The following is a 23,161-nucleotide window of genomic DNA, read 5'->3' as shown; positions in this document are numbered from 1 at the left end:
CGAAGTCTGTCGTGCGGCCTAAGGCTTGGGCCGCACGACCTTCGGCCCCAGATTGGCCAGGACGCTGCGGGCGTCGAAGGCCTTGGGGTCACTGGCGTCCTTGGGGCCCTTGAGCAGCAGGATTTCCGCCTCGGCCTTGAATTTCTCCACCGTCATGGTGTCCCGGTGGCGGTTGAAGCCGAAGGGCGACTGCGGCCAGTAGGGGTCCCAGCCGAAGCCGAACCCGTAATAGAAGTTCCAGTCCGGGCGCCAGCCGCCATAGGGGCCGCGCCAGGGGTCGGTTTCCAGGGTGCGCGTCTTGGTGTCCGTGCGCCGGTCCACCACCAGGAAGGTGTCGAAGCCCTGGGCCAGGGTCAGTTCGGCGGCGCGATAGAGCAGATAGGTCTCGACAGTGTCCCGGGAGGTGACGGTATTGCCGGCGAAGCTCACCCGGAACCGGTTGTCCTCCAGTCGGGTGTCAGCAAAGCCCTGGGCCGATTGGGGCGTCCGGGGCTGATAGGCCGTCGTGGTGGCGCACCCGGCGAGGGCGGCGGCAAGGACGAGGGCTGCGACGGGTGTGGTGAGCTTCATGATGGATCTCCTCATCCTGATCAAACACACGAGACCTTGGCGAAGTTGCGGCGTCAATGGCGAAGCGCCATGAGGGCTGCAGCCCCGATCAGCAGCAGGCCAACGGCGATCTGGAACCCCTTGCGGAACCTCGGCTCGTTCATTCGCGCCGCCAGGGCTGCGCCGCCCAAGCCATAGGCGCTCATGGAAATGGCGTCGAAGGCTATGGTGGCTATGGCGAAGGCGATCAGCTGGCCGGGCAGGGGTCGGTTCGGGTCGAGGAAGGGCGGCAGGACGGCGGTGAAAAAGAGCACCGCCTTGGGATTGGAGATCTGCACCGCGAAACCGTCGGCGAAGGCCGAGCGTCCGGTCGGTGCGCGGACGAGGGCCTGCGGGTCCGCCGGCTTGAAGCTGGAGATGATGGACTTGATTCCAAGCCAGGCCACATAGGCCGCGCCCGCCAGGGCGATCAGGTGGAAGGTGTGGGGAAAGGCCATGACCAGGGCGCCGAGGCCGAGGGCTGCGCCGGCGAACCAGACCAGGGAGGCGGTGTTCATGCCCACCATGCCCATCAGGGCGGCCGCCTTGCCCCTCTGGGCGCCGGTGGCGATGGCGAAGACATTGGCGGGACCCGGCGCAATGGCCATGACGCCCATGACGCCAAGAAAGGTCACATAACGGGCGGGGTCGACGGGGAGAACGCTCATCGCCCCCCTATAGGCGAAGGATCAGGGCGCGGCGAAGGTCGAAACAGCGCCGCGCCCGATTTTCCCGTAAATCAGGCTGCGCCGCCCTGAACCAGGCCCCAGACGAGCTTTCCAAGGGCGCCGAACACCAGAACGGCCGTGGCCAGGATCTGGATCATGAAGCCCAGTTCGCGCTTTTCAGCCGCCTCTGCATAGCCGCGGGCATAGAGCACCCGGCCGACGATCCAGACCAGACCCAGACCCGCCGCAACCATGTCGCTCCAGACAAAGGCGAAGATCCACAGGGCTGGCAGGAAGATCGGCATGGCTTCCAGGGTGTTGTAGTGGGCCCGGATGGTGCGCTCCAGCAGGGGATCGCCGGTCATGGCCGGGGCGGAAATGCCGGATTTGCGGCGGGCGCCGCCGACCGCAAGGCCCATCCAGAGATAGGTCAGAACCGCCAGGAGGGTGACAATGGCCACCAGTGAATGAGATTGCATGCGAATACCCCAATGATCGGCGCTTCAGGAACGCCCTGACGCCGATATTGGGGCAATCGGCTGCAAGCGCAACGGCCTGCAGCCGACAGGGGAACCGATCAGCCTCGACGATCGCGCTTGGCGGCGACCCGCAGGCGAAGCGCATTGAGCTTGATGAAGCCCGCGGCGTCCCGGTGGTCATAGGCCACCTTGCCCTCTTCAAAGGTCACCAGGTCCTGATCGTAGAGCGAATAGGGGCTGGTGCGGCCGATGACCGAGACATTGCCCTTGTAGAGCTTAACCCGGACCTGGCCGGTCACATGGGCCTGGCTGTAGTCGATGGCGGTCTGCAGCATTTCCCGCTCCGGCGCGAACCAGAAGCCGTTATAGATCAGGGACGCATAGCGGGGCATCAGCTCGTCCTTCAGGTGCATGGAGCCCCGGTCGAGGGTGATGCTCTCAATGCCCCTGTGGGCGGCCAGCAGGATGGTTCCGCCGGGGGTCTCATAGACCCCCCGGGACTTCATGCCGACGAAGCGGTTTTCCACCAGGTCCAGACGTCCGACGCCATTGTCATGGCCCAGCTGGTTCAGCTTGGTCAGCAGGGTGGCCGGCGACATCCTGACCCCGTCAATGGCGACGGGATCGCCCTTTTCGAAGTCCATGGTGAAGACGGTGGGCTTGTCCGGGGCGTCCTCGGGAGCGATCGTCCGCATGTGCACGAACTCGGGGGCCTCCACCGCCGGATCTTCCAGCACCTTACCCTCGGAGGATGAGTGCAGGAGGTTGGCGTCGACGCTGAAGGGCGCCTCGCCGCGCTTGTCCTTGGTGATCTGGATCTGGTGCTTTTCGGCGAAGTCCAGCAGGGCCTCGCGGCTCTTGAAGTCCCATTCCCGCCAGGGGGCGATGACGTGGATGTCGGGCTCCAGGGCGTAGTAGCCCAGCTCGAACCGTACCTGGTCATTGCCCTTGCCGGTGGCGCCATGGCTGACGGCGTCGGCGCCGGTCATGCGGGCGATCTCGATCTGGCGCTTGGCGATCAGCGGCCGGGCGATGGAGGTGCCCAGCAGGTACTGGCCCTCATAGACCGTATTCGCGCGGAACATCGGGAAGACGAAGTCGCGGACGAATTCCTCGCGGACATCCTCGATGAAGATGTTCTCGGGCTTGACGCCTGCCGCCAGGGCCTTGGCCCGGGCCGGCTCGATTTCCTCGCCCTGACCAAGGTCGGCGGTGAAGGTGACCACTTCCGCGCCATACTCGGTCTGGAGCCATTTCAGGATGATGGAGGTGTCCAGACCGCCGGAATAGGCGAGGACGACTTTCTTGATGGGGGCGGCCATGGGCGCACGTCCTTCAAATCAATGGCGCCGCGTGGGCGCGATGGTGACTCGGCTGGGGCCTATAGGAGGCAAGGGCCTCAGGCTTCAAGCCATTTGGCGGGGGCGAACCCCCTTTGAGGTTGCTTGGCTTAGACGGTGACCTGGGTGCCCAGCTCCACAACGCGTCCCGGCGGGATCTTGAAGAAGTCCGTGGGGTTGGCGGCGTTGCGCATCAGGAAGATGAAGAGCTTGTCCTGCCAGAGCGGCATGCCCGACTGGGCCGAGGCCACCACGGATCGTCGCCCGAGGAAGAAGCTGGTGGCCATGATGTCGAACTTCAGACCCAGCTTGCGGCAGAGGCCAAGGGCCTTGGGCAGGTTCGGGCTTTCCATGAAGCCGTAGGAAATGACCACCTTCTTGAAGTCGTCATTGATGGGCTCGATCCGGACCCGGTCGTCCTCCTTCACCCGCGGCGTCTCGGCGGTGATGACGGTCAGTATGATGTTCTTCTCGTGCAGGACCTTGTTGTGCTTGAGGTTGTGCATGAGGGCGACGGGCGCCATGTCCGGGTCGGAGGTCAGGAAGATGGCCGTGCCCGGCGCCCTGTGAGGCGGCCGCGCCTTGAGGATACCGGAGAGTTCCGAAAGGGGCAGGCTGTCCCGCCGGGTCTTGTCCGACAGGATCTGGGCCCCGCGGGTCCAGGTCCACATGACCACCACCATGACGCCTCCAAGGACCAGGGGCAGCCAGGCCCCCTGGGGGATCTTCATCAGGTTGGACGAGATGAAGACCAGGTCCAGCAGGCCGAATCCGACGACCGCCAGGGCCGCCTGCCAGGTGGGCCGTTTCCACATGGACTTGATGATGACGAAGAACAGCAGGGTGTCGACGAACATGGAACCGGTGACGGCGATGCCATAGGCCGCAGACAGGTTGTGCGAGGACTTGAAGGTGAAGAGCAGGATCAGAACGCCGATCATCAGGAAGGTGTTGATCTGCGGCACATAGATCTGGCCGGCCTGGGTCTCGGAGGTCCGGCGGATATCGATCCGCGGGAAGAGGCCAAGCTGCACCGCCTGCTGGGTCATTGAAAAGGCGCCGGTGATCACTGCCTGGCTGGCGATGACCGTAGCGGCCGTGGCCAGCAGGAGGACGGGCCAGTACATGGCGTGCGGGATCATCTGGAAGAAGGGATTGGCCCGCGCCTCGGGATGGGCGAGGACCAGGGCGCCCTGGCCGAAATAGTTCAGCAGCAGGGCGGGCAGGACAAAGAACAGCCACGCCGCCTGGATGGGACGCTTTCCGAAGTGGCCCATGTCGGCATAGAGGGCCTCCGCGCCGGTCACCGCCAGGAAGACACTGCCGAGAATGACAAAGCCGACCCAGCCGCTGTTGATCAGGAACATGACGCCATAGTGGGGGGACAGGCCCCGCAGGATGGAGGGGTCGTCTGAAATGTGGATGGCGCCCAGGAAGCCCAGGACCACGAACCAGGCCAGGGTGATCGGCCCGAAATAGCGCGCCATGCTGGCTGTGCCCCGGGACTGGACCAGGAACAGGACCACCAGGATGACCGCCGAGGCGGGCAGGACATAGGGCGCCAGGGCCTGACCCAGGCCCGGAGCGTCGCGCATGCCCTCAAGGGCGCCCAGAACGGAAACGGCCGGGGTGATGATGCCATCGCCGTAAAAGAGGGCGGCGCCGATCACCCCCAGGAAGAAGACCGAGGTCGACCGCTTTCCCAGGGAGCGCTGGGCCAGGGCCATGAGGGCCAGGGTGCCGCCCTCGCCCTTGTTGTCCGCCCGCATCAGGAAGAAGACGTACTTGACGGTGACGATCAGGATCAGAGCCCAGGTGACCAGGGAGACGACGCCCAGGACCGCGATCTCGGTGCTGACATTGTGGCTGGTGTGGGCCAGAGCCTCGCGCATGGCATAGAGCGGGCTGGTGCCGATGTCGCCGAACACCACGCCCATGGCGCCCAGGGCGAGGGCGGCGAAGCTTTCCGACTTGGGGTGATGAGGCGAATCCTCGCCGACCTCGTGGGCGTCGCTTGCCGGACCGGTCATCTAACGTCTCCGGGAACGGATGGGGTTCCCACAGGCGGCCCAATGCCGTCATGAGCGCGGCGCGTTACACCCTTTCTGAGGCCTGTTCAATCTTCTGCCTTCATCGCGCGACTTGCACTTGCGTCGCAGCCGCGCCACATCTTGTCCATGTTCATCCAGACAGAAGCCACACCCAATCCCGAAGTTCTGAAATTCCTGCCCGGACGCGAGGTTCTCGCTGAAGGCAGCCGGGATTTCCGGTCGGCCGAAGACGCCTCGGTTTCGCCCCTTGCGGCCGAGCTTTTCCAGGTCGATGGCGTCGTTCGCGTTTTCTTTGGCGGAGACTTTGTCACGGTCGGCAAGGACCCCGAGGTCGACTGGTCCCATGTGAAGGCCCCGATCCTGGCGGCCATCATGGATCACTTCACCTCAGGCAAGGCCCTGTTCGATGACAATGGTCAGGACAGTGGCGGTCACGACGACGACGTCTATGAGGGCGAAACGGCCCAGGTTGTCGCCGAGATCAAGGACCTGCTCGACACCCGCATCCGGCCCGCCGTGGCCCAGGATGGCGGCGACATCCTGTTCAACCGCTTCGAGCCGGACACCGGCGTGGTCTGGCTTCACATGCGCGGCGCCTGTTCAGGCTGTCCTTCGTCTTCGGCCACACTCAAGTCCGGGGTCGAAAACATGCTCAAACACTATGTCCCCGAAGTGACCCGGGTGGAGCAGGCGCTTTAAGCGGGGCTGAGAATGGGCTAGGGGCGGTCCGTCATGATCACCTTGGCCCTCGACACCTGTCTTTCCGCCTGTTCCGCTGCAGTGCTGCGGGACGGGGACCTGCTGTCCAGCCGTGTCGAGGTCATGATGCGGGGCCATCAGGAACGGCTCGCAGGTCTGGTTTCCGAGGTCCTGGCTGAGGCCGGCGTCGCCTTCAGTGATCTTGGTCGCATCGCCGTGACAGTGGGGCCGGGCTCCTTTACCGGGCTTAGGGTTGGCCTGGCCTTCGCCAAGGGCCTGGGTGCGGCCCTGGGCCTTCCCGTCATCGGCATCGGAACCCTTGAGGCCATGGGCGCCCCTCTGGCGGGCGAGCCGGGCCTCGTCGCCGTCGTTCTGGAGGCCAAGCGCGGCCAGGTCTATTTCCAGGCCTTCGAGAAGGGCCAGGCCCTGACGGCGCCGGCCGGACTCAATATCGACGCCGCCGGCGCCCTGCTGGTGGAGCTCTCGCGGACAGGGGCGGTCACCCTGGTCGGATCGGGAACCGATCACCTGTCGGCCCTGACACCCTCGGCCCGCGTCGTGAAGTCTGACCAGGTCGACCCGGGCTGCGTGGCCAGGCTGGCGGCGGCCCGCGCGCCGACCCCGCCCAGACCGCTCTATCTGCGGGCGCCTGACGCCAAGCTGCCGGGCGGGATCGACCCGTGATCGTGCGGTCTGCCACCGAGGCGGATCTGGAGACCCTGGCGCGTCTGCACGCCCTGGCCTTCACCCCCAGCTGGGACGCCGAGGAAATCGCCGACCTGGGATCAGGTCCGGGCGGCTTCGCCCTGATCGCCGAGGGCCCGGACCCCTGCGGCATGATCCTTTGCCGGACCGCCGTGGGCGAGGCCGAGATCTATACCATCGCCGTCGATCCTGCGGCCCGCCAGCGGGGCGTCGGCCGTGGTCTGGTGGAGGCGGCCATGGTTCAGGCCGCCCGGGATGGGGCCCGGGAAATGTTCCTGGAGGTGTCCGTCGAGAACCTGGCGGCCCTGGCGCTCTATGCCGCCACAGGGTTTGAGCGGGTCGGTCTCCGCCGCGGCTATTACACAGTCGGCTACGAAACCCCCGTCGACGCCGTGATTATGCGACGCGATCTTAACACCGGGGCCAACTGACCCTATTCTAGCTCCAGACTTCAAGGTTGGGGGCCCGGGTGGACCGTATCGAGAACCTCTGCATCGAAAAGGGCATGCGCATGACCGAGCAGCGCCGGGTGATCGCCCGTGTGCTGTCGGAGGCTGCAGACCATCCCGATGTGGAAGAGCTGTTCCGCCGGTCCCATGCCGTGGACCCCCATATCTCGATCGCGACAGTCTACCGGACCGTCCGCCTGTTCGAGGAAGCCGGCATTGTCGCCCGGCATGACTTCCGCGATGGCCGTTCGCGTTATGAAGAGGCCCGGGAAAGCCATCACGACCACCTGATCGACCTGAAGACCGGCAAGGTCATCGAGTTTGTCGACGCCGAGATCGAGGCCCTGCAGGAGGCCATTGCCCGCAAGCTGGGCTACCGGCTGGTAGATCACAGGCTCGAGCTCTACGGGGTTCCCGTTGAAGAGTAAGGGCGGTTGCGCCCCGGGCCTGCGCGCCGCATAACCTGAAAAATGTCCGCCCCTTTGAAGCGCCTCTACATCAAGACCTACGGCTGTCAGATGAATGTCTATGACAGCGAGCGTATGGCCGACGTCCTGACGCCCCTTGGCTATGGCATGACCAACAGTCCGATCGGCGCTGATCTGGTGGTGCTGAACACCTGCCATATCCGGGAAAAGGCCACGGAAAAGGTCTATTCCGAGCTCGGCCTGATCAAGGAAATGAAGCAGGAAAAGGCCCTGACCGGCGATGCCATGACCGTGGTGGTGGCCGGCTGCGTCGCCCAGGCCGAGGGCGCTGAAATCATGCGCCGCCAGCCTGCCGTCGACCTGGTGGTCGGGCCCCAGGCCTATCATCAGCTGCCCGAACTGATCGCCCGCACCCACCGGTCACGGGGCGAAAGCCTGGCCGCCGACTTCGCCGCCGACGAAAAGTTCGACGCCCTGTCCCCGGACCGGAACCCCACCGGCGTCACGGCCTTCCTGACCGTGCAGGAGGGCTGCGACAAGTTCTGCACCTTCTGCGTCGTGCCCTATACCCGCGGCGCTGAATGGTCCCGGCCCATGGACACCGTCCTGGCCGAGGCCCGGTCCCTGGCCGCCCAGGGCGTGCGGGAAGTCACCCTGCTGGGGCAGAACGTCAACGCCTATACCGGCGGCCTCGCCAATCTGGTCCGCGCCCTGGCGAAGATCGAGGGCCTGGACAGGATCCGCTACACCACCAGTCACCCCAAGGACATGGATGAGGACCTGATCGCCGCCCACGGCGAGGTGGCCGAGCTCATGCCCTATCTGCACCTGCCCGTGCAGTCGGGGTCGGACAAGATCCTGCGGGCCATGAACCGGGCCCATACCGCCGACAGCTACCTCAAGACCCTGGAGAGGGTCCGCGCGGCCCGGCCCGACATCGCCATTTCCGGCGACTTCATTGTCGGCTTCCCCGGCGAGCGGGAGTCGGATTTCGAAGCCACACTGGATCTGGTGCGGACGGTCGGTCACGCCTCGGCCTTCAGTTTCAAGTATTCGCCGCGCCCCGGAACCCCCGCCGCCGCCATGCCCGGCCAGGTGGCCGAGGCGGTCAAGGACGAGCGTCTGGCGCGGCTCAACGCCCTGCTGGACGAACAGCAGAAGGCCTTCAACGCCGCCCAGGTCGGCAAGGTCCTGCCCGTACTGTTCGAAAAGCCCGGCCGCCATTCCGGCCAGCTTTCAGGCCGCAGTCCCTATCTGCAGGCTGTCCACTGCGACGGCCCGGCCGAGCTGATCGGCCAGATCGCCCCGGTCAGCATTACCGGCGCAGCCAAGATGAGCCTTTCGGGCGCCCTGGCAGGATCCCTGGCCGCCGTCACGGCGTCGGCATGAGCAAGTCCTCGGAATTCATCCCGCTCTCGGACGCCGCCGCGCGGGCTGTGGCGGGAACCGCCAACCGCCACGCCGCCTTGATGGAAGACGCCTTTGACGTCCTGATCGAAACCCCCGGCGGCGGCGTGTCCATTGACGGCGACTCCAAGGGTCGTGGGTCAGCCAAGCGGGTGGTCCAGTCCCTGGCCGAGCGGGCTGACAAGGGCCATGAGGTCACCGAGGCCGATGTGCGGGTCGCCATTGGTCAGGTCAGGGTCGGACGGGGCTCGGCGCCTGGCGCCCTGCCGTCCAGCCGCCGCGGCCAGGTGGCCCCCAAGACCACGGCCCAGGCGCGCTATCTGGACTCCATGAGCCGGTGTGAACTGGTCTTCGGCCTTGGCCCTGCGGGTACGGGCAAGACCTTTCTGGCCGTGGCCCATGGCGCCGGCATGCTGCTGCGGGGCGAGGTCGACCGCCTGATCGTCAGTCGTCCGGCGGTGGAGGCGGGCGAGCGTCTGGGCTTCCTGCCCGGCGACCTGTCGGAAAAGGTCGATCCCTATATGGCGCCCGTCTGGGAGGCCCTGACCGACATTCTTGGGGTGGACCAGTTCCGCCGCCGCCGGGAGAAGGGCGAGATCGAGCTGGCGCCCATCGCCTTCATGCGCGGCCGCACCCTGGCCCACGCCTTTGTCATTGTCGACGAGGCCCAGAACTGTTCCCGCCTGCAGATGAAGATGGTCCTGACCCGTCTGGGCGAAGGCGCCCGCATGGTGGTGACCGGCGATCCCAGCCAGGTCGACCTGCCCCGGATTGACGACTCCGGCCTGGCCCACGCCGTGGGTCTGCTGGACGGAGTTGAAGGGGTCGGGGTCAGCAGGTTCACAGCCGGCGATGTGGTGCGTCACCCCATGGTCGAGCGGATCGTCCGGGCCTATGAGGCCGACGCCGCCAAACGCGGGCGGCCCGATTGAACGACATCGACATAGAGGTCGAGGACGAAGCCTGGCTCAGCGCCCTGCCGGACGCCGAGCCCCTCAGCCGGGCTGCAGCCCAGATGGCCCTCTCCCATGCCGACTTTGACGGCAAGGTCGTGGTTCTGCTGACCAATGACGAGGAAATCTTCGACCTCAATCTGAGGTTCCGCCAGCAGGCCAAGCCGACCAATGTCCTGTCCTTTCCCGCCCCGCTGAACCCGGAAACCCATCTTGGTGATGTGGCCCTGGCCTTCGGCGTCTGTGCGCGGGAAGCCCATGCCCAGGGCAAGCCCCTGGCCCACCACCTGCAGCACCTTGTGGCCCATGGCGTCCTGCACCTTGTGGGGTATGATCACGAGCAGGAAGACGAGGCCCGCGAGATGGAAGGCCTCGAACGTATGATCCTGGCCGACCTGGGGGTTCCAGACCCCTATGAGGCCGATTGAGGAGACGATGGCCAGTCACGACGAGTCAGAGCGTCCCGGTCCCGCACGGAAAGGCCTCGTAGGCCTGATCCGGCGGTGGATGGGCGCGCCGGAACCGGAACCCGCCACCGAGGCTGAGGCCCTGGCGGAATCCATCGGCGGGCGTCTGGTGGACCAGGCCCAGGCTTTCCAGACCCTCCGGGTCGAGGACGTGATGACGCCGAGGGCTGACATTGTCGCGGTCGAGCTGGACACGCCGTTTTCCGGCCTGGTCCAGAGGTTCATCGAGGCCGAGCATTCCCGCATGCCGATCTACCGGGACACCCTGGATGATCCGGTGGGGGTGGTCCACGTCAAGGACGTCTTCAAGCTGATGGCCGGCCCGGCCAAGGGCAAGTCCAAGAAGCCGGAACCAGAGGACCAGATCCTGCAGAAGCTGAGGCGGGACGCCCTCTATGTTCCCGCCTCAATGCGCGCCGCCGACCTCATGCTGCGCATGCAGGGATCCCGCACCCACATGGCCCTGGTCATTGACGAGTTCGGCGGAACCGATGGTCTGGTGACCCTTGAAGACCTCGTGGAAGCCGTGGTCGGCGAGATTGACGACGAGCATGACGAGGCCCAGGTGGCGGGGGTTGTCGCCAGGCCCGGGGAAATCTTCGAGGCCGACGCCCGGGCGCCCCTGGAAGAGCTTGAAGCCGCCGTGGGCCGCGATCTGGCGCCTGCCGATCTTGAAGAGGACATCGATACGGTCGGAGGCCTCGTCACTGCCCTTGCCGGACGCGTCCCCCAGCGCGGCGAGGTCATTCCCCATCCCGACGGCTTTGAAATCCAGATCCTCGACGCCGATCCCCGGCGGGTGAAGCGGGTCCGCTGGCGCAAGACGCCCGAGCGCGCCGCCCAGCCGTGAGCCTGACCCCCTGGCAGATCCGTGGCCTGGCCCTGGCGGCCGGCCTGCTTGCGGCGCTGGCCTTTCCGCCCTTCGGGATTCTGCCGGGTATCGCCGGCTATGGCCTGCTGCTCTGGCTTCTGGGCCGCGAGCCTGACCTCCGTCCGCGCCGTGCGTTTCTCTATGGCTGGCTGGCCGGGCTCGGCTATTTCGCCGTCGGCGTCTGGTGGGTGACCGAAGCCTTCCTGGTGGAAGCCGAAATCCACGGATGGATGGCGCCCTTCGCCCTGGTGTTTCTGGCGGGTGGGCTGGCCCTGTTCTGGGGACTGGCTGCGGCCGGATTTGCGGTGGTGTCCCGTGGCGGATGGTCCCGGATCTTCATCTTCGCCGCCCTGCTGTCAGGCTGCGAATGGCTGAGGGGTCACGTCCTGTCCGGGTTTCCCTGGAACCTGCCGGGCGAGACCTGGGCGACAGGTTCGGCCCCATCCCAGCTGGCCTCGGTCATCGGCGCCTATGGTCTGTCCTATGTCACCATAGCCCTGGGCGCCGCCCCCGGTCTCTGGCCCGATCTGAAGGGCGTGAAGGCCAGGGGCGCTCTTGTGGCCGCCTGCTGCCTTGTCCTGGCCGGGCTCTATGGCTGGGGCGAGGCCCGGCTGGCCGCTGCGCCCAAGGCCGGCGCCGACGCGCCCATGATCCGTCTGGTCCAGGCCGATATCGACCAGAAGGAAAAGTGGCGGCCGGAAAACCTGCAGGCCATCCTCAAAACCTATCTGACCCTGTCAGCCAGTCCGGGCGCCCGCCGCCCCGATGTCATTGTCTGGCCGGAGGGCGCCCTGCCGGCGGTCATTGACGATCTGATCTATCCCGACAGTCCCTTTCTCGAGGGCCTGGGCAAGGCCCTCAGGCCCGGCCAGACCCTGATGATGGGGACCAACCGGGTCAGCCCCAAACTCGAGGGCGGCTATATCTATTACAACAGCCTGATCGCCCTGCGACGGGACCCGTCCGCCCCCATGGACGGCTTCAGGCTGACCGGGGTCTATGACAAGAACCGTCTCGTCCCCTTCGGTGAGTTCCTGCCCCTGTCGCCCCTGGCCACCCGCCTTGGCCTGCGCATTCTGGTCCACATGCCCGAGGATTTCACGCCGGGCCCGACTCCCGCGCCGATAACGCCCCTCGGCGTGCCGCCGGTCCAGCCACTGATCTGTTATGAAGCCCTGTTCCCTGGCCTGTCCGGCAAGGTCGGATCCCGGCCCGCCTGGTTGCTGAACATTTCCAATGACGCCTGGTTCGGCGCCACAAGCGGCCCCTGGCAGCACCTGAATATTGCCGGCTATAGGGCCATCGAGGCCGGCCTGCCCATCGCCCGGTCCACACCCACCGGGGTCACCACCATGATCGACGCCTTTGGCCGTCCGGGACCCAGCCTGGGCCTTGGCCGCATGGGGGTGATTGATGCTGTCCTGCCGCCCGCCCTGCCAAAGACTCCCTATGCGAAGTGGGGCGATCTCTTCCTGGCCCTCATGATCCTGGCCAGCGCCCTTGCAGAGATTGTAGCCCGTCTGCGGGGAAAATCTGGGCCCACCGATAGCGAAAAGCCGATTTCCCCCGCCGCCGGATCGGATATAAGGACTTCTTTATAGGTTTACCCCTAGCACAAACGGGATCGCGCCGGCGTGACCGTTGCGCCCTTTCCGGAGCCAGATTGTGAGCCGTTCCAGTTATATCTTCACCAGCGAAAGCGTTTCCGAAGGCCACCCCGACAAGGTCGCCGACCGCATCTCCGATACGGTCGTGGACGCCTTCCTCGCCGTAGAGCCCCAGGCCCGCGTGGCGTGCGAGACCCTCGTCACTACCAACCGGGTTGTCCTGGCCGGTGAGGTCCGCGCTGGCAAGCCGGGCGCCTCAGCCGCCGAGAACAAGGCCCTGACCAAGGAAATCGTCGGATCCCTGGAGCCCAAGGTGCGGGCGGCCATCAAGGATATCGGCTACGAGCAGAAGGGCTTCCATTGGCAGAAGGCGAAGTACGCCTGCCACCTGCACGCCCAGTCCGCCCATATCGCACAGGGCGTTGACTCCACCGCCACCAAGGAAGAAGGCGCCGGCGACCAGGGCATCATGTTCGGTTATGCCTGCGACGAGACGCCGGAACTGATGCCGGCCACCCTGCAGTATTCCCACGACATCCTGAAGCGCCTGGCTGAAGTGCGTCACTCCGGCGAATGCCCGGTGCTCGAGCCCGACGCCAAGAGCCAGGTGACCCTGCTCTACCAGGACGGCCGCCCGGTCGAAGTCCTGCAGATCGTGGTCTCCACCCAGCACAAGAAGAAGATCGGCCTGCTGGCCGCCAATCCCAAGCGTCTGAAGGCCGAGATCCAGCCCTTCGTCGAAAGCGTTTTCCCGGCCGGCCTGATCACCCGCAGGACCAAGTGGCACGTCAATCCCACCGGCAAGTTCGAAATCGGCGGCCCGGACGGCGACGCCGGCCTGACCGGACGCAAGATCATTGTCGACACCTATGGCGGCGCAGCGCCCCACGGCGGCGGCGCCTTCTCGGGCAAGGACCCCACCAAGGTGGACCGTTCGGCGGCCTATGCCTGCCGCTACCTGGCCAAGAACGTCGTTGCGGCCGGTCTGGCCCGCAAGTGCACCATCCAGATCAGTTACGCCATCGGCGTGGCCAATCCCCTGAGCTTCTATGTGGACCTCCACGGCGAAGGCGAGATCGATCCGGCCAAGCTGGAACTGGCCCTTCCCCAGATGATCGGCGGCGCCACGCCCCGGGCCATCCGCGAGCACCTGGGTCTCAACCGTCCCATCTATGCCCGCACGGCGGCCTATGGCCACTTCGGCCGCAAGCCGGACAATGAGGGCGGCTTCTCCTGGGAAAAGACCGATCTGGTCGACCAGCTCAAGGGTCTGGCCTAGTCCTTCCCTGACCTATAGAGGGGGCGGGAAATGGATAATCCCCCGCCCCTTCGATCCTTCGGCCGCCTGAAATCGCGGACCATCAAGCCCCGGCAGGCGGCCTTGATGACCGATCTGCTGCCCGCCCTGCGGGCGCCGGAAATCCCCTTCGTCCCGGCCGCCCTCATGCCTGGACCGGCCGAGGTGTGGCTGGAGATTGGTTTTGGCGGGGGCGAGCACATGGCCGCCCAGGCCGCCCGCCGGCGCGATGTCCTGATCCTGGGCGCCGAGCCCTTCCAGAACGGCGTGGCCAGCGCCCTGCGCCACATCGAAGAAGCCGACCTGAAGAATGTGCGCCTGCATGACGGCGATGTCCGGGACATGCTGGCCCGTATGCCGGACGCCTGCCTTGACCGGGTCTTCATCCTCTTTCCCGATCCCTGGCCCAAGGCCCGGCACAACAAGCGGCGACTGGTGAATGAGGAGCTTCTGGCTGAACTGGCCAGGCTGATGAAGCTGGGCGCCGGCCTGCGCTTCGCCACGGACTGGGCTGACTATGCCGACTGGACCCTGGAACGGGTCCTGAAGTCCCCGGCCTTTTCCTGGCCTGCCCGGGGTCCCGACGACTGGCGCCTCCCGCCGCCGGACCACATCACCACACGGTACGAGCAGAAGGGCCTTGGGGACTGCGCCCCGGTCTTCCTGGACTTCGTCCGCACCTAAGATGCGAGTCGTTTGCGCTGGGATCGGGGCGCAAAGCGGCTAGATAGACATGATGGCGAAATCCCCACCCCTGACCGCAGCAGACACAGCCAGGCTGACCCGCTGGGTCTCCCTGCTCTCCGTCTCCATGGCGACCATTCTGGTGACCCTGAAGGCCGTGGCCTGGATCGCCTCGGGCTCGGTGGCGCTTCTGGCCTCCATGGCCGATTCCGGCCTCGACCTGATTGCCTCCCTGGTGACCTTTTTCGCCGTGCGCTACGCCGCCGAGCCGCCGGACGCCGAGCACAGGTTCGGCCATGGCAAGGCCGAGGCCTTCGCCAGTCTGGTGCAGGCGGGACTGGTCTTCGCTTCAGCCGCCCTGATCGGCCAGGAGGCCATCCGCCACCTCTATGAGCCCCATCCCCTGGCCCAGGAAGGTTGGGCGGTGACGGTCATGGTGCTTTCGACGGTCCTGACCATGGGCCTGCTGGCGGCCCAGACCCGGGTTCTGCGTCAGACCCAGTCCGTGGCCATCAGCGGCGACCGGGCCCATTACACGACGGACCTGGCCTCGAACATGATCGCCCTGGTCGGCATTGGCGCCTCGTCCTTCTTCGGCCTCAACAATCTGGACGCCTTCGCCGCCCTTGGGGTGACCCTGCTGCTGCTCTGGGGCGCCGTCAGTGTATTCCGCGAGGCCGCCAACCAGCTGATGGACCGCGAGTTACCCGACGACCAAAGGCAGAGGATCATCGCCCTGATGACCCAGGACGCCGGGATTTCCGATGTGCACCAGCTGCGCACCCGCAGTTCTGGCCCCTATGTCCACATCCAGATGCATGTGGATCTTGATCCAGACCTCAGCCTGGAAGAGGCCCACCGGCTCATGGTCGCCGCCGAGAACCGGGTCCTGGCGGAGTTTCCCGCCGCCGACATCATACTGCATCCTGACCCCCACGGTCGGGCCGAGCCCCATGGCGGGGCGTTTCCTGAAGATCACGCCGGACTGGCCGCTCAGTAAACGGGACCTTAAGACACACCGTGGTCTATCGGCCCAGAATTGACGCCGTAGAATATGACCGTCCGCACCCTTCACCACTTTCCGCTGGATCCCGCCTCCCGCCAGGTCCGCCTGGCCCTGGGAGAAAAGCGTCTGGCCTTCAATGACCAGACCGTGCGGTACTGGGAGCGGCCGGCCGATCTGATGGCCCTCAACCCTTCAGGCCTGACGCCAGTCATGGTGGAAGATGATCTGGTCCTCTGCGAGAGCAGGGCCATTCTCGATCACCTGGAAGAAACCTTTCCCGAGCCGCCGCTTCTGGGTCGCGAGCCGAAGGAGCGGGCCGAGGCCCGTCGTCTGCTCCAGTGGTTTGACCGCAAGTTCGATTATGAGGTTGGCGGCTATCTCCTGCACGAGAAGATGGAAAAGCGACTGCTTGGCCTTGGCGCCCCTGATCTCGCCAGCCTGCGGCAGGGCCGTGAGGCCCTACGGGCCCACATGACCTATATGGAAGACCTGCTGCGGGAGCGGGACTGGCTGGCCGGAAGCCGCCTCTCCATGGCCGACTTCGCCGGCGCCGCCCACCTTTCGGTCATCGACTATTTCGGCGATGTCCCGTGGCAGGACTTTTCGGGGGTCAAGACCTGGTACATGAAGCTGAAATCCCGGCCGGCCTTCCGCCCCCTGCTCTCCGACCGCTGGCCGGGCCTTCCGCCAGCGGCGCATTATGACGACCTCGATTTCTGATCCCCGAGAGATCATCCGCCAGAAGGCGGCTGAGCTCGGTTTCGATATCTGTGGCTTTGCTGACTGCGCCGCGCCCTGGCCCGCCGGCGCCAGGCTGGAGGCCTTTGTCGAGGCTGGCCGCCATGGCGAAATGGACTGGATGGCGGAGACCCTGGAGCGCCGCGCCCATCCAACAGGCATGTGGAATGAGGCCCGCAGCGCCATCATGCTCGGGGTCAATTACGGTCCAGACACCGATCCGCTTGAAGTCCTCAAGGATCCTGAGCGGGCAGCCATCTCGGTCTATGCCCAGGGCGATGACTATCACGACCTGATCAAGGGCCGGCTGAAGCAACTGGCAGGCTGGATGGCCAGCCGTTTCGGGCAGGATCTCAAGGTCTTTGTCGACACCGCCCCTCTCATGGAAAAGCCCCTAGCCCAGCTTGCCGGTCTGGGCTGGCAGGGCAAGCACACCAATCTGGTGAGCCGGGACTTCGGGTCCTGGCTGTTTCTCGGCGCCATTCTGACCACGGCTGACCTGGCGCCGGACACGTCCGAACAGGATCACTGCGGCAATTGCCGGGCCTGCCTCGACATCTGCCCCACCAGCGCCTTCCCAGCGCCCTATCAGCTGGACGCCCGGCGCTGCATTTCCTACCTGACCATCGAGCTGAAGGGGCCGATCCCGGTGGAGTTCCGGCCCGCCCTGGGCAACCGGATCTATGGCTGCGATGACTGTCTGGCGGCCTGTCCCTGGAACAAGTTCGCCCGGGCTTCCCATGAACTTCGTCTTCAGGCGCGCCCAGCCCTGGCCCAGGCAAGGCTGGAGGATCTGATCGGCCTGACGGATCAGGACTTCCGTGCCCTCTTCGCCAAGAACCCTATCAAGCGCATCGGTCGCGACCGGTTCATCCGCAATGTACTCTACGCCATGGGCAATACCCGGGACGCCCGCCATGGGGATGCGATCGGCCAGCTTCTTGAAGATGCCTCCCCGGTGGTCCGGGGGGCTGCGGTCTGGGCGATGAGACAGGTTGTCCCGGAAGAGACCTTCAGCGTTCTGAAGGCCGAAAGGGCCGGACATGAATCCGACCCCTCTGTCATGACGGAATGGCTCTAGCCGCGCAGCTTGCGCAGCAGGATGTCCAGATCCCGCGCCAGGGCCGGATCCTCCGCCCGCAGGGACTCGATCCGGCGCACCGCGTGAAGGACCGTAGTGTGATCCCGCCCGCCGAACCGCCGACCGATATCGGGCAGGGAGCGGGTTGTGATCTGCTTGGCGATCCACATGGCCGCCTGACGCGGCCGGGCCACGGCCCTGGCGCGGCGCTCGGAAATCATGTCCGCCTGCTTCAGGCCATAGTGCTCGGCCACGGCCTTCTGGATGGTGTCCACCGTCACGCGCTTTTCAGTGCAGGAAAGATGGGGGCGCAGAATGGCCTGGGCTTCGTCCAGGGACAGGCGTGCGAGATCGCCGCCGACACGGGCCACCAGGGTGTTCAAGGCGCCCTCCAGTTCACGAACGGAATCGGTGAAGCGGTCGGCCAGGAACTGCAGGACCTCGGGCCGGACCGAAGGGGCGAAGCCGCCCTGACCGGCCAGGGTGGCCAGCTTGCGCTCGAGAATGCCCAGACGAAGATTGAAGTCGGCCGGCTCGATGCCGCAGACCAGACCCGCCTGCAGGTGTGAGCGCAGTCGCGGCTCCATGTCCGTCAGTTCTGACGGTGAACGGTCAGCGGTCATGACGACCCGGCGACCATCCTCCACCAGGGCGATGAGGGTGTGGAAAAGCTCTTCCTGGGTGGACTGCTTGCCCGCCACGAAGTGAACGTCGTCAATGAGCAGCAGGTCGGCGTCGCGGAGCTCATCCTTGAAGGCCGAGGTCTGGCGATCCTGGATGGCGCGGACAAAGGCCGAGGTAAAGCGCTCGGCGGTCAGATAGACCACCTTCTTCTCGACACCGGTCTGCATGGCCTCCCAGGCCATGGCGTTCAGCAGGTGGGTCTTTCCAAAGCCATAGGGGCCGTGGAAGAGGACCGGGTTGAAATGTCCGTCAGCCCAGGAGGCCACCCGACGGGCCACGGCAAAGGCGAACTCGTTGGCCGGACCCTGAACGAAGGTGTCGAAGGTGAATCTTTCCTGCAGGCCGTGGCGGGCCGGAGCCCTGACCTGCTGGGTCGGGGAATGAGATGCAGATGGAGCCGAAAACTGCGGGACCGAGATTTCGACCATGGTCGCCGGGGCTGTCATGGGCGCAGCTTCACCCAGGGCCTCGAATTCCATGCGGGACTTCAGATCCAGATGGCGACCCATGGGGTCGTTCTGGGCCCACAGTTCTCCAATGCGCCGCCAGGCGTGACGGCGGATCCAGTCCCGGGCGACGCCGGTGGCCGCCACGAGGCAGATGTCGGCGCCATGCTCCTTGAGAGACGCCTGGCCAAGCCAGGATCCGAAGGTCGCTTCCCCGAGCTCATGCTTCAGCGCCTGACAGGTCTTGTTCCAGGCATCGCCCGTCCCAGCTCCGGTCAAAGCTTCCGCTAGCCCTCCACGCGCGATGGTCACTGTCATCCCCTTAATTCTGGCCGCAAGCCGAGCCCCCACGCCTCAACTCGCACCGAGATAAACCTCAGTTTTTCGAGCGCACGGGTTCGTTCCCGGAAGCGAGATAGACTCTCGCCGCCGTCGTTTTCCGCATCCAAGTTCAATTGGAAATACGCTCTACGAGACGAACACTAGCTTCGGCTCTTCGCCGGTCAACGGAGATTCTTCGCTCGGTTTGCGGATATTTTTATTGACTCGACATGACCCCCAATCCCGCAAGGGAATCTGGAATTTCCGGGTCCTTGAACTGAGTAAATTGGTCGCAGGTAAGCGGTTAATGAGGCTGAAAAACAAGACGCCCGCGGACGATGGTCCACGGGCGTCAGGTGCGATTGCGGGTAAGAAAAAGCCGATGTCGCCTGACGATTTCGCCAGGTGAGAGCCTGCCTAGGCGGCGGCCATCTTCTTCAGCTGGGCAGCCAGGCGCGAGACCTTGCGCGAGCCCGTATTCTTGTGGACCACGCCCTTGGTCACGGCGCGCATCAGTTCGGACTGAGCCTTGATGAAGGCGTCCTTGGCGACGGCGGGATCGCCGGCGGCCAGGGCCTCGTCAAACTTGCGCAGGAAGGTGCGCACGCGCGAACGGCGGGCCGTATTGATTTCGGTACGGCGGGCGATCTTGCGGACCGCTTTCTTGGCGCCGGGCGTGTTTGCCATGCTTCAGCTCTCAAAACGAATGGCGCGCCGCCTGTCAGAGGCGGGCGTCTAAATTGGAGGCGCGGATATACGGGAAGGCGGCCTGTGGGTCAATGCGCCATTGGGCTTTCTTCTCAGGACGGCTATCGGGTCAGCTTCCCCGGAACTGCGGCTTCCGTTTTTCCACAAAGGCCGCCATGCCTTCCTTCTGGTCCTCGAAGGCGAAAAGCGAGTGGAACAGGCGCCGCTCCATGGCCACCCCGGTCGCCAGGGTGGTCTCCAGGGCGGCTTCCACCAGTTCCTTGTTCATCATGACGGCGAGGGGCGACTGGCCGGCGATCTTCGTGGCTGCGGCCAGGGCTTCTTCCAAAAGCTTTTCGGCCGGGACCACCCGGGAAACCAGGCCGGCGCGCTCCGCCTCTGCGGCGTCCATCATCCGGCCGGTCAGGATCATGTCCATGGCCTTGGACTTGCCCACCAGCCGGGTCAGGCGCTGGGTGCCGCCGATCCCGGGCATGACGCCGAGATTGATTTCGGGCTGGCCGAACTTCGCGGTCTCGGCGGCGATGATGAAGTCGCACAGCATGGCCAGTTCGCAGCCGCCGCCCAGGGCGAAGCCGCTGACGGCGGCGATGACCGGCTTGCGGAACTGGTCGAACTTCCGGGAGATCGCCCCGAACATGTCGCTCTTGAACATGTCTGCGTAGCTCTTGTCGGACATTTCCTTGATGTCGGCGCCGGCGGCGAAGGCCCGCTCCGAGCCGGTCAGTACAACGCAGCCAATGGCGTCATCGGCGCTGACGGCGTCCAGGGCGAGGCCGAGTTCCGTCATCAGGGTGCTGTTCAGGGCGTTGAGGGCGTCCGGGCGATTGAGCCGGATGACGCGGACGGCGCCCTGGGTTTCGACAATCAGGGTCTCGAAGGCCATGGACGGATCTCCTTTCAGAACGGGTCCTCGGCCTTTACGGCCCCTGAACCGAATAGCCAAGGGCGCGGAGCCTGGCTGGAACGCCGCCGGGCCCAATCAGGTGGCCGACGCCCACCACGACAATGGTCAGGCCCTGGCCCTTGAGGCGTTCATCGAGCGGACCGACCCAGGCCTGATTGCGGTCTGTCACCAGCCGCCGGTAGATCTCAGGCGCCGCCTTGCGCAGGGGCGAGAGGGCCTCCCGGTCCAGCCGGTCCAGGTCGCCCGCATTCCAGGCCTCCACCAGCCGGTCATAGGCCCCAGGATCGCTTTCCATCTGGCGGAGGGTGTCCTTCAGCGAGGCGATCTGATCGGCCATGGGCGCCTGGTCAAACATGTCCAGCTGCTGCTGCGCCGTCTCAAGGGCCCGTCGCCTTGTGTCGGGTGGCGCTGCGCCCGCCAGGATTTCCTCGACCCCGCTTGAGGCCGTGGCGCCCGACCGCTGGAATTCCGCCGTGGCCAGCAGGACCTCGGCGAACCAGGGCTCGAAGGGATCCAACTGGGCGGGGGAGAGTCCCAGCCTCTTGCAGACCTTCGCCAGCCGAACCCTGTCGGCAGGGGTCAGCAGGCCCTGCAGGGTCTTGCCTGGGGGTAACCTGGCCATGCTCAGGGCCAGTTGGCCCACCTGGGCTGAGGCGCCCGGCTCCATGGGCAGTTCGAACCAGATGTCATCAGCTGCAGGCAGGGCCTTGTTCAGGGCTTCGGGACGCCATTCCAGACCCGCCGGCAGCACGTGGACAGAGCCGAACAGGATCATTTCGGAATCCGCATCCCGGACAATCCATACCGGTGGCTTCGTCCAGGCCGGAACCGACCAGAACAGGCAGAAGGCAAGGGCGAGGACGGGCAGGGCGCTTTTGTTCATGACCGCCCTATGTCTGACATGTTGGGCAAAAGAAGGTCGAGCGTCCGGCCTGGACCTCGCGGTGTATGGTCCCCTTGCAGCCGGGGTTGGCGCAGGGCTGGCCCAGGCGGTCATAGGCCCGGAATCTGTGCTGGAAATAGCCGAGGGCTCCATCTGCAGCCGCAAAGTCCTTCAGGGTCGAGCCCCCGGCTTCAATGGCCTCGGCCAGGACGTCCTTCACCGTCGTCGCCAGCAAGCCCAGCCTGGCGGCCTTGATCTCGCCGGCGGGGCGGAAGGGCGAGATCTTCGACCGGTTCAGCGCCTCGCACACATAGATATTGCCGAGGCCGGCCACGACCCTCTGGTCCAGCAGCAGGGTCTTGGGCCCCTGGATCCGGCCCCTGAACATGTCGACCAGCCGATCAGGTCCGAAGTCCTGCGAAAGGGGCTCGGGGCCCATAGCGGCGAACCAGGGGTGCTGATCAAGGCCGCCCGTTTCAATCAGACCCATGAAGCCGAACCGTCTGGGATCATAATATGTGACCCGCCCGCCAGCCTGGGTCTCGAAAACCACATGGGCGTGCTTGGGGTCGGGGTCGGCGGCATAGTGAAATTCGCCGGGCCGGACGGCGCCTTCAGGCAGGGCGATCTCGAACCTTCCGCTCATGCCCAGATGCATGACCAGGGTTTCGCCCCGGTCCAGCTCGGCCAGGAGGTATTTGGCCCGGCGTCTCAGGGCGACAATCTCCGCCCCGGTCAGGCGCTGGACGAAGCCCTCGGGAAACGGGAAGCGCAGGTCCGGGCGGCGGGCTTCCACCCTGCGCAGTCTCTGACCCTCCAGGACAGGGGCGAGACCCCTCCGGACCGTTTCAACTTCGGGAAGCTCAGGCATGGTGCTGACTCGCATACGTCGTCATGGGTAGGCAATGGTGGCGCGCAGGACAGAGGAGCGCTATGAGGCCAGCATGACCGCGACCTTCGGATTTCGAGACGTAGATCCCAGCGAAAAGCCGCGCCTGGTGCGGGGCGTCTTCGACCGGGTGGCAAGCCGCTATGACCTGATGAACGACCTGATGAGCGCAGGGGTTCACCGTCTGTGGAAGGATGCTGTGGCGGCGCGGCTGAATCCCCAGCCCGGCGAAGTCATCATCGACTGCGCCGGCGGCACCGGGGACATGGCCCGCAGGTTCGCCCGCATGGCCCGCCGCGCCCAGGAGCGCCGGGGCGGGGACGACGCAAAGATCTTCGTCCTCGACTACAATGCTGAAATGGTCGCGTCCGGGCGGGAAAAGGGCGGGGAACCGGAAATCGCCTGGGGTGTGGGCGACGCCCAGCGCCTGCCCCTGCCGGATGCCTGCGCCGACGCCTATGTGATTTCCTTCGGCATCCGCAATGTCACCGACGTCCAGGCCGCCCTGGTGGAGGCCCGGCGGGTCCTGAAGCCCGGTGGACGTTTCCTGTGCCTTGAGTTTTCGCGCCCGGCCACCGAGGCCCTGCGTCGTGCCTATGACGCCTATTCCTTCTCGGTCATCCCGGCCATTGGCGAGCTGGTGGCCAAGGACCGCGCCTCCTATCAGTACCTGGTGGAGAGCATCCGCCGGTTTCCTGACCAGAAGACCTTTGCCGGCATGATGGAGAAGGCGGGCTTCAAGCGCGTCAGCTACACCAATTTCACAGGCGGGGTTGCGGCCCTGCATCAGGGTTGGGCCATCTGA

The 23,161-nt window shown here is 65.6% G+C and carries 25 protein-coding genes; 15 read left to right on the top strand and 10 right to left on the bottom strand.

Translation table 11 applies throughout. The annotated features are described in order from the left end of the window. Window positions 1-18: 18 nt before the first annotated feature. The 5 genes from CFE28_00850 to trkD all read right to left on the bottom strand — a co-directional run bounded on the left by CFE28_00850 (window position 19) and on the right by trkD (window position 5,105). Window positions 19-570 (bottom strand): hypothetical protein, encoded by a 552-nt coding sequence (locus CFE28_00850; protein ID OYU68674.1) that lies wholly within the window; start codon window positions 568-570, stop codon window positions 19-21. A 53-nt stretch (window positions 571-623) separates the two neighbouring features. Continuing rightward, window positions 624-1,256 carry a lysine transporter LysE gene (locus CFE28_00845; protein OYU68673.1) on the bottom strand — a complete coding sequence of 211 codons (633 nt, stop codon included), beginning with the start codon at window positions 1,254-1,256 and terminating at the stop codon, window positions 624-626. Between the two features lie 71 nt (window positions 1,257-1,327). Further along, window positions 1,328-1,735, bottom strand: a complete 408-nt coding sequence (locus tag CFE28_00840) for a hypothetical protein (GenBank protein OYU68672.1) — start codon at window positions 1,733-1,735, stop codon at window positions 1,328-1,330. 98 nt (window positions 1,736-1,833) lie between these two features. Beyond that, window positions 1,834-3,057 (bottom strand): argininosuccinate synthase, encoded by a 1,224-nt coding sequence (locus CFE28_00835; GenBank protein ID OYU68671.1) that lies wholly within the window; start codon window positions 3,055-3,057, stop codon window positions 1,834-1,836. Between the two features lie 128 nt (window positions 3,058-3,185). Continuing rightward, window positions 3,186-5,105 carry a potassium transporter Kup gene (gene trkD, locus CFE28_00830; protein ID OYU68670.1) on the bottom strand — a complete coding sequence of 640 codons (1,920 nt, stop codon included), beginning with the start codon at window positions 5,103-5,105 and terminating at the stop codon, window positions 3,186-3,188. A gap of 147 nt (window positions 5,106-5,252) precedes the next feature. Here trkD and CFE28_00825 point away from each other — a divergent pair, with 147 nt between their 5' ends. From CFE28_00825 to queG, 14 genes are all read left to right on the top strand, one after another. Beyond that, on the top strand, window positions 5,253-5,825 hold the full coding sequence (locus CFE28_00825; protein OYU68669.1) for a NifU family protein: 573 nt from the start codon (window positions 5,253-5,255) through the stop codon (window positions 5,823-5,825). Window positions 5,826-5,861: 36 nt separating this feature from the next. Continuing rightward, the gene (tsaB, locus tag CFE28_00820) at window positions 5,862-6,509 is read left to right on the top strand and encodes a tRNA (adenosine(37)-N6)-threonylcarbamoyltransferase complex dimerization subunit type 1 TsaB (protein OYU71483.1); all 648 of its coding nucleotides are present in this window, start codon (window positions 5,862-5,864) and stop codon (window positions 6,507-6,509) included. Next, the gene (locus CFE28_00815; protein OYU68668.1) at window positions 6,506-6,961 is read left to right on the top strand and encodes a ribosomal-protein-alanine acetyltransferase; all 456 of its coding nucleotides are present in this window, start codon (window positions 6,506-6,508) and stop codon (window positions 6,959-6,961) included. The genes tsaB and CFE28_00815 overlap by 4 nt, the downstream gene beginning before the upstream one ends. Window positions 6,962-6,999: 38 nt before the next feature. Next, window positions 7,000-7,407 (top strand): transcriptional repressor, encoded by a 408-nt coding sequence (locus CFE28_00810; protein ID OYU71482.1) that lies wholly within the window; start codon window positions 7,000-7,002, stop codon window positions 7,405-7,407. Window positions 7,408-7,449: 42 nt separating this feature from the next. Next, window positions 7,450-8,796, top strand: coding sequence for a tRNA (N6-isopentenyl adenosine(37)-C2)-methylthiotransferase MiaB (locus tag CFE28_00805; GenBank protein ID OYU68667.1), 1,347 nt, complete (start codon window positions 7,450-7,452; stop codon window positions 8,794-8,796). Then, window positions 8,793-9,746: a phosphate starvation-inducible protein PhoH gene (locus CFE28_00800; GenBank protein OYU68666.1), complete on the top strand. Its 954-nt coding sequence runs from the start codon at window positions 8,793-8,795 to the stop codon at window positions 9,744-9,746. Before CFE28_00805 ends, CFE28_00800 begins: the two co-directional genes overlap by 4 nt. Next, window positions 9,743-10,195 carry an rRNA maturation RNase YbeY gene (gene ybeY / locus CFE28_00795; protein ID OYU68665.1) on the top strand — a complete coding sequence of 151 codons (453 nt, stop codon included), beginning with the start codon at window positions 9,743-9,745 and terminating at the stop codon, window positions 10,193-10,195. The genes CFE28_00800 and ybeY overlap by 4 nt, the downstream gene beginning before the upstream one ends. 7 nt (window positions 10,196-10,202) lie before the next feature. After that, a complete protein-coding gene (locus tag CFE28_00790) occupies window positions 10,203-11,084 on the top strand; it encodes a magnesium/cobalt efflux protein (protein ID OYU71481.1) in 882 nt (293 codons plus the stop codon). Between the two features lie 2 nt (window positions 11,085-11,086). Then, window positions 11,087-12,706, top strand: coding sequence for an apolipoprotein N-acyltransferase (gene lnt / locus CFE28_00785; protein ID OYU71480.1), 1,620 nt, complete (start codon window positions 11,087-11,089; stop codon window positions 12,704-12,706). 64 nt (window positions 12,707-12,770) lie between these two features. Beyond that, a complete protein-coding gene (locus tag CFE28_00780) occupies window positions 12,771-13,991 on the top strand; it encodes a methionine adenosyltransferase (GenBank protein OYU68664.1) in 1,221 nt (406 codons plus the stop codon). A gap of 30 nt (window positions 13,992-14,021) precedes the next feature. Further along, window positions 14,022-14,693, top strand: a complete 672-nt coding sequence (locus CFE28_00775) for a tRNA (guanosine(46)-N7)-methyltransferase TrmB (protein OYU68663.1) — start codon at window positions 14,022-14,024, stop codon at window positions 14,691-14,693. A gap of 49 nt (window positions 14,694-14,742) precedes the next feature. Beyond that, window positions 14,743-15,693 (top strand): cation-efflux pump, encoded by a 951-nt coding sequence (locus tag CFE28_00770; protein ID OYU68662.1) that lies wholly within the window; start codon window positions 14,743-14,745, stop codon window positions 15,691-15,693. 54 nt (window positions 15,694-15,747) lie between these two features. Further along, window positions 15,748-16,419 carry a glutathione S-transferase gene (locus CFE28_00765; protein ID OYU68661.1) on the top strand — a complete coding sequence of 224 codons (672 nt, stop codon included), beginning with the start codon at window positions 15,748-15,750 and terminating at the stop codon, window positions 16,417-16,419. Next, window positions 16,400-17,518, top strand: coding sequence for a tRNA epoxyqueuosine(34) reductase QueG (queG, locus tag CFE28_00760; GenBank protein ID OYU68660.1), 1,119 nt, complete (start codon window positions 16,400-16,402; stop codon window positions 17,516-17,518). Before CFE28_00765 ends, queG begins: the two co-directional genes overlap by 20 nt. On the opposite strand, the gene CFE28_00755 is transcribed toward queG, so the two are convergent. From CFE28_00755 to CFE28_00735, 5 genes are all read right to left on the bottom strand, one after another. Next, the gene (locus tag CFE28_00755) at window positions 17,515-18,966 is read right to left on the bottom strand and encodes a chromosomal replication initiation protein DnaA (protein ID OYU68659.1); all 1,452 of its coding nucleotides are present in this window, start codon (window positions 18,964-18,966) and stop codon (window positions 17,515-17,517) included. The genes queG and CFE28_00755 overlap by 4 nt on opposite strands. Window positions 18,967-19,386: 420 nt before the next feature. Then, a complete protein-coding gene (locus CFE28_00750; protein OYU68658.1) occupies window positions 19,387-19,656 on the bottom strand; it encodes a 30S ribosomal protein S20 in 270 nt (89 codons plus the stop codon). A 130-nt stretch (window positions 19,657-19,786) separates the two neighbouring features. Continuing rightward, the gene (locus tag CFE28_00745) at window positions 19,787-20,563 is read right to left on the bottom strand and encodes an enoyl-CoA hydratase (GenBank protein ID OYU68657.1); all 777 of its coding nucleotides are present in this window, start codon (window positions 20,561-20,563) and stop codon (window positions 19,787-19,789) included. 34 nt (window positions 20,564-20,597) lie between these two features. Further along, window positions 20,598-21,581: a hypothetical protein gene (locus CFE28_00740; GenBank protein ID OYU68656.1), complete on the bottom strand. Its 984-nt coding sequence runs from the start codon at window positions 21,579-21,581 to the stop codon at window positions 20,598-20,600. After that, a complete protein-coding gene (locus CFE28_00735) occupies window positions 21,475-22,338 on the bottom strand; it encodes a DNA-formamidopyrimidine glycosylase (protein OYU68655.1) in 864 nt (287 codons plus the stop codon). Before CFE28_00735 ends, CFE28_00740 begins: the two co-directional genes overlap by 107 nt. Before the next feature lie 34 nt (window positions 22,339-22,372). Between CFE28_00735 and CFE28_00730 the strand changes: the two genes are divergently transcribed. Further along, window positions 22,373-23,161, top strand: coding sequence for a bifunctional demethylmenaquinone methyltransferase/2-methoxy-6-polyprenyl-1,4-benzoquinol methylase (locus tag CFE28_00730; protein OYU68654.1), 789 nt, complete (start codon window positions 22,373-22,375; stop codon window positions 23,159-23,161).

The sequence above is a fragment of the Alphaproteobacteria bacterium PA2 genome (genome assembly GCA_002256425.1).
Classification (GTDB): Bacteria; Pseudomonadota; Alphaproteobacteria; order Caulobacterales; family Caulobacteraceae; genus Phenylobacterium.
This window is presented reverse-complemented; position numbering and strand designations above follow the sequence as displayed.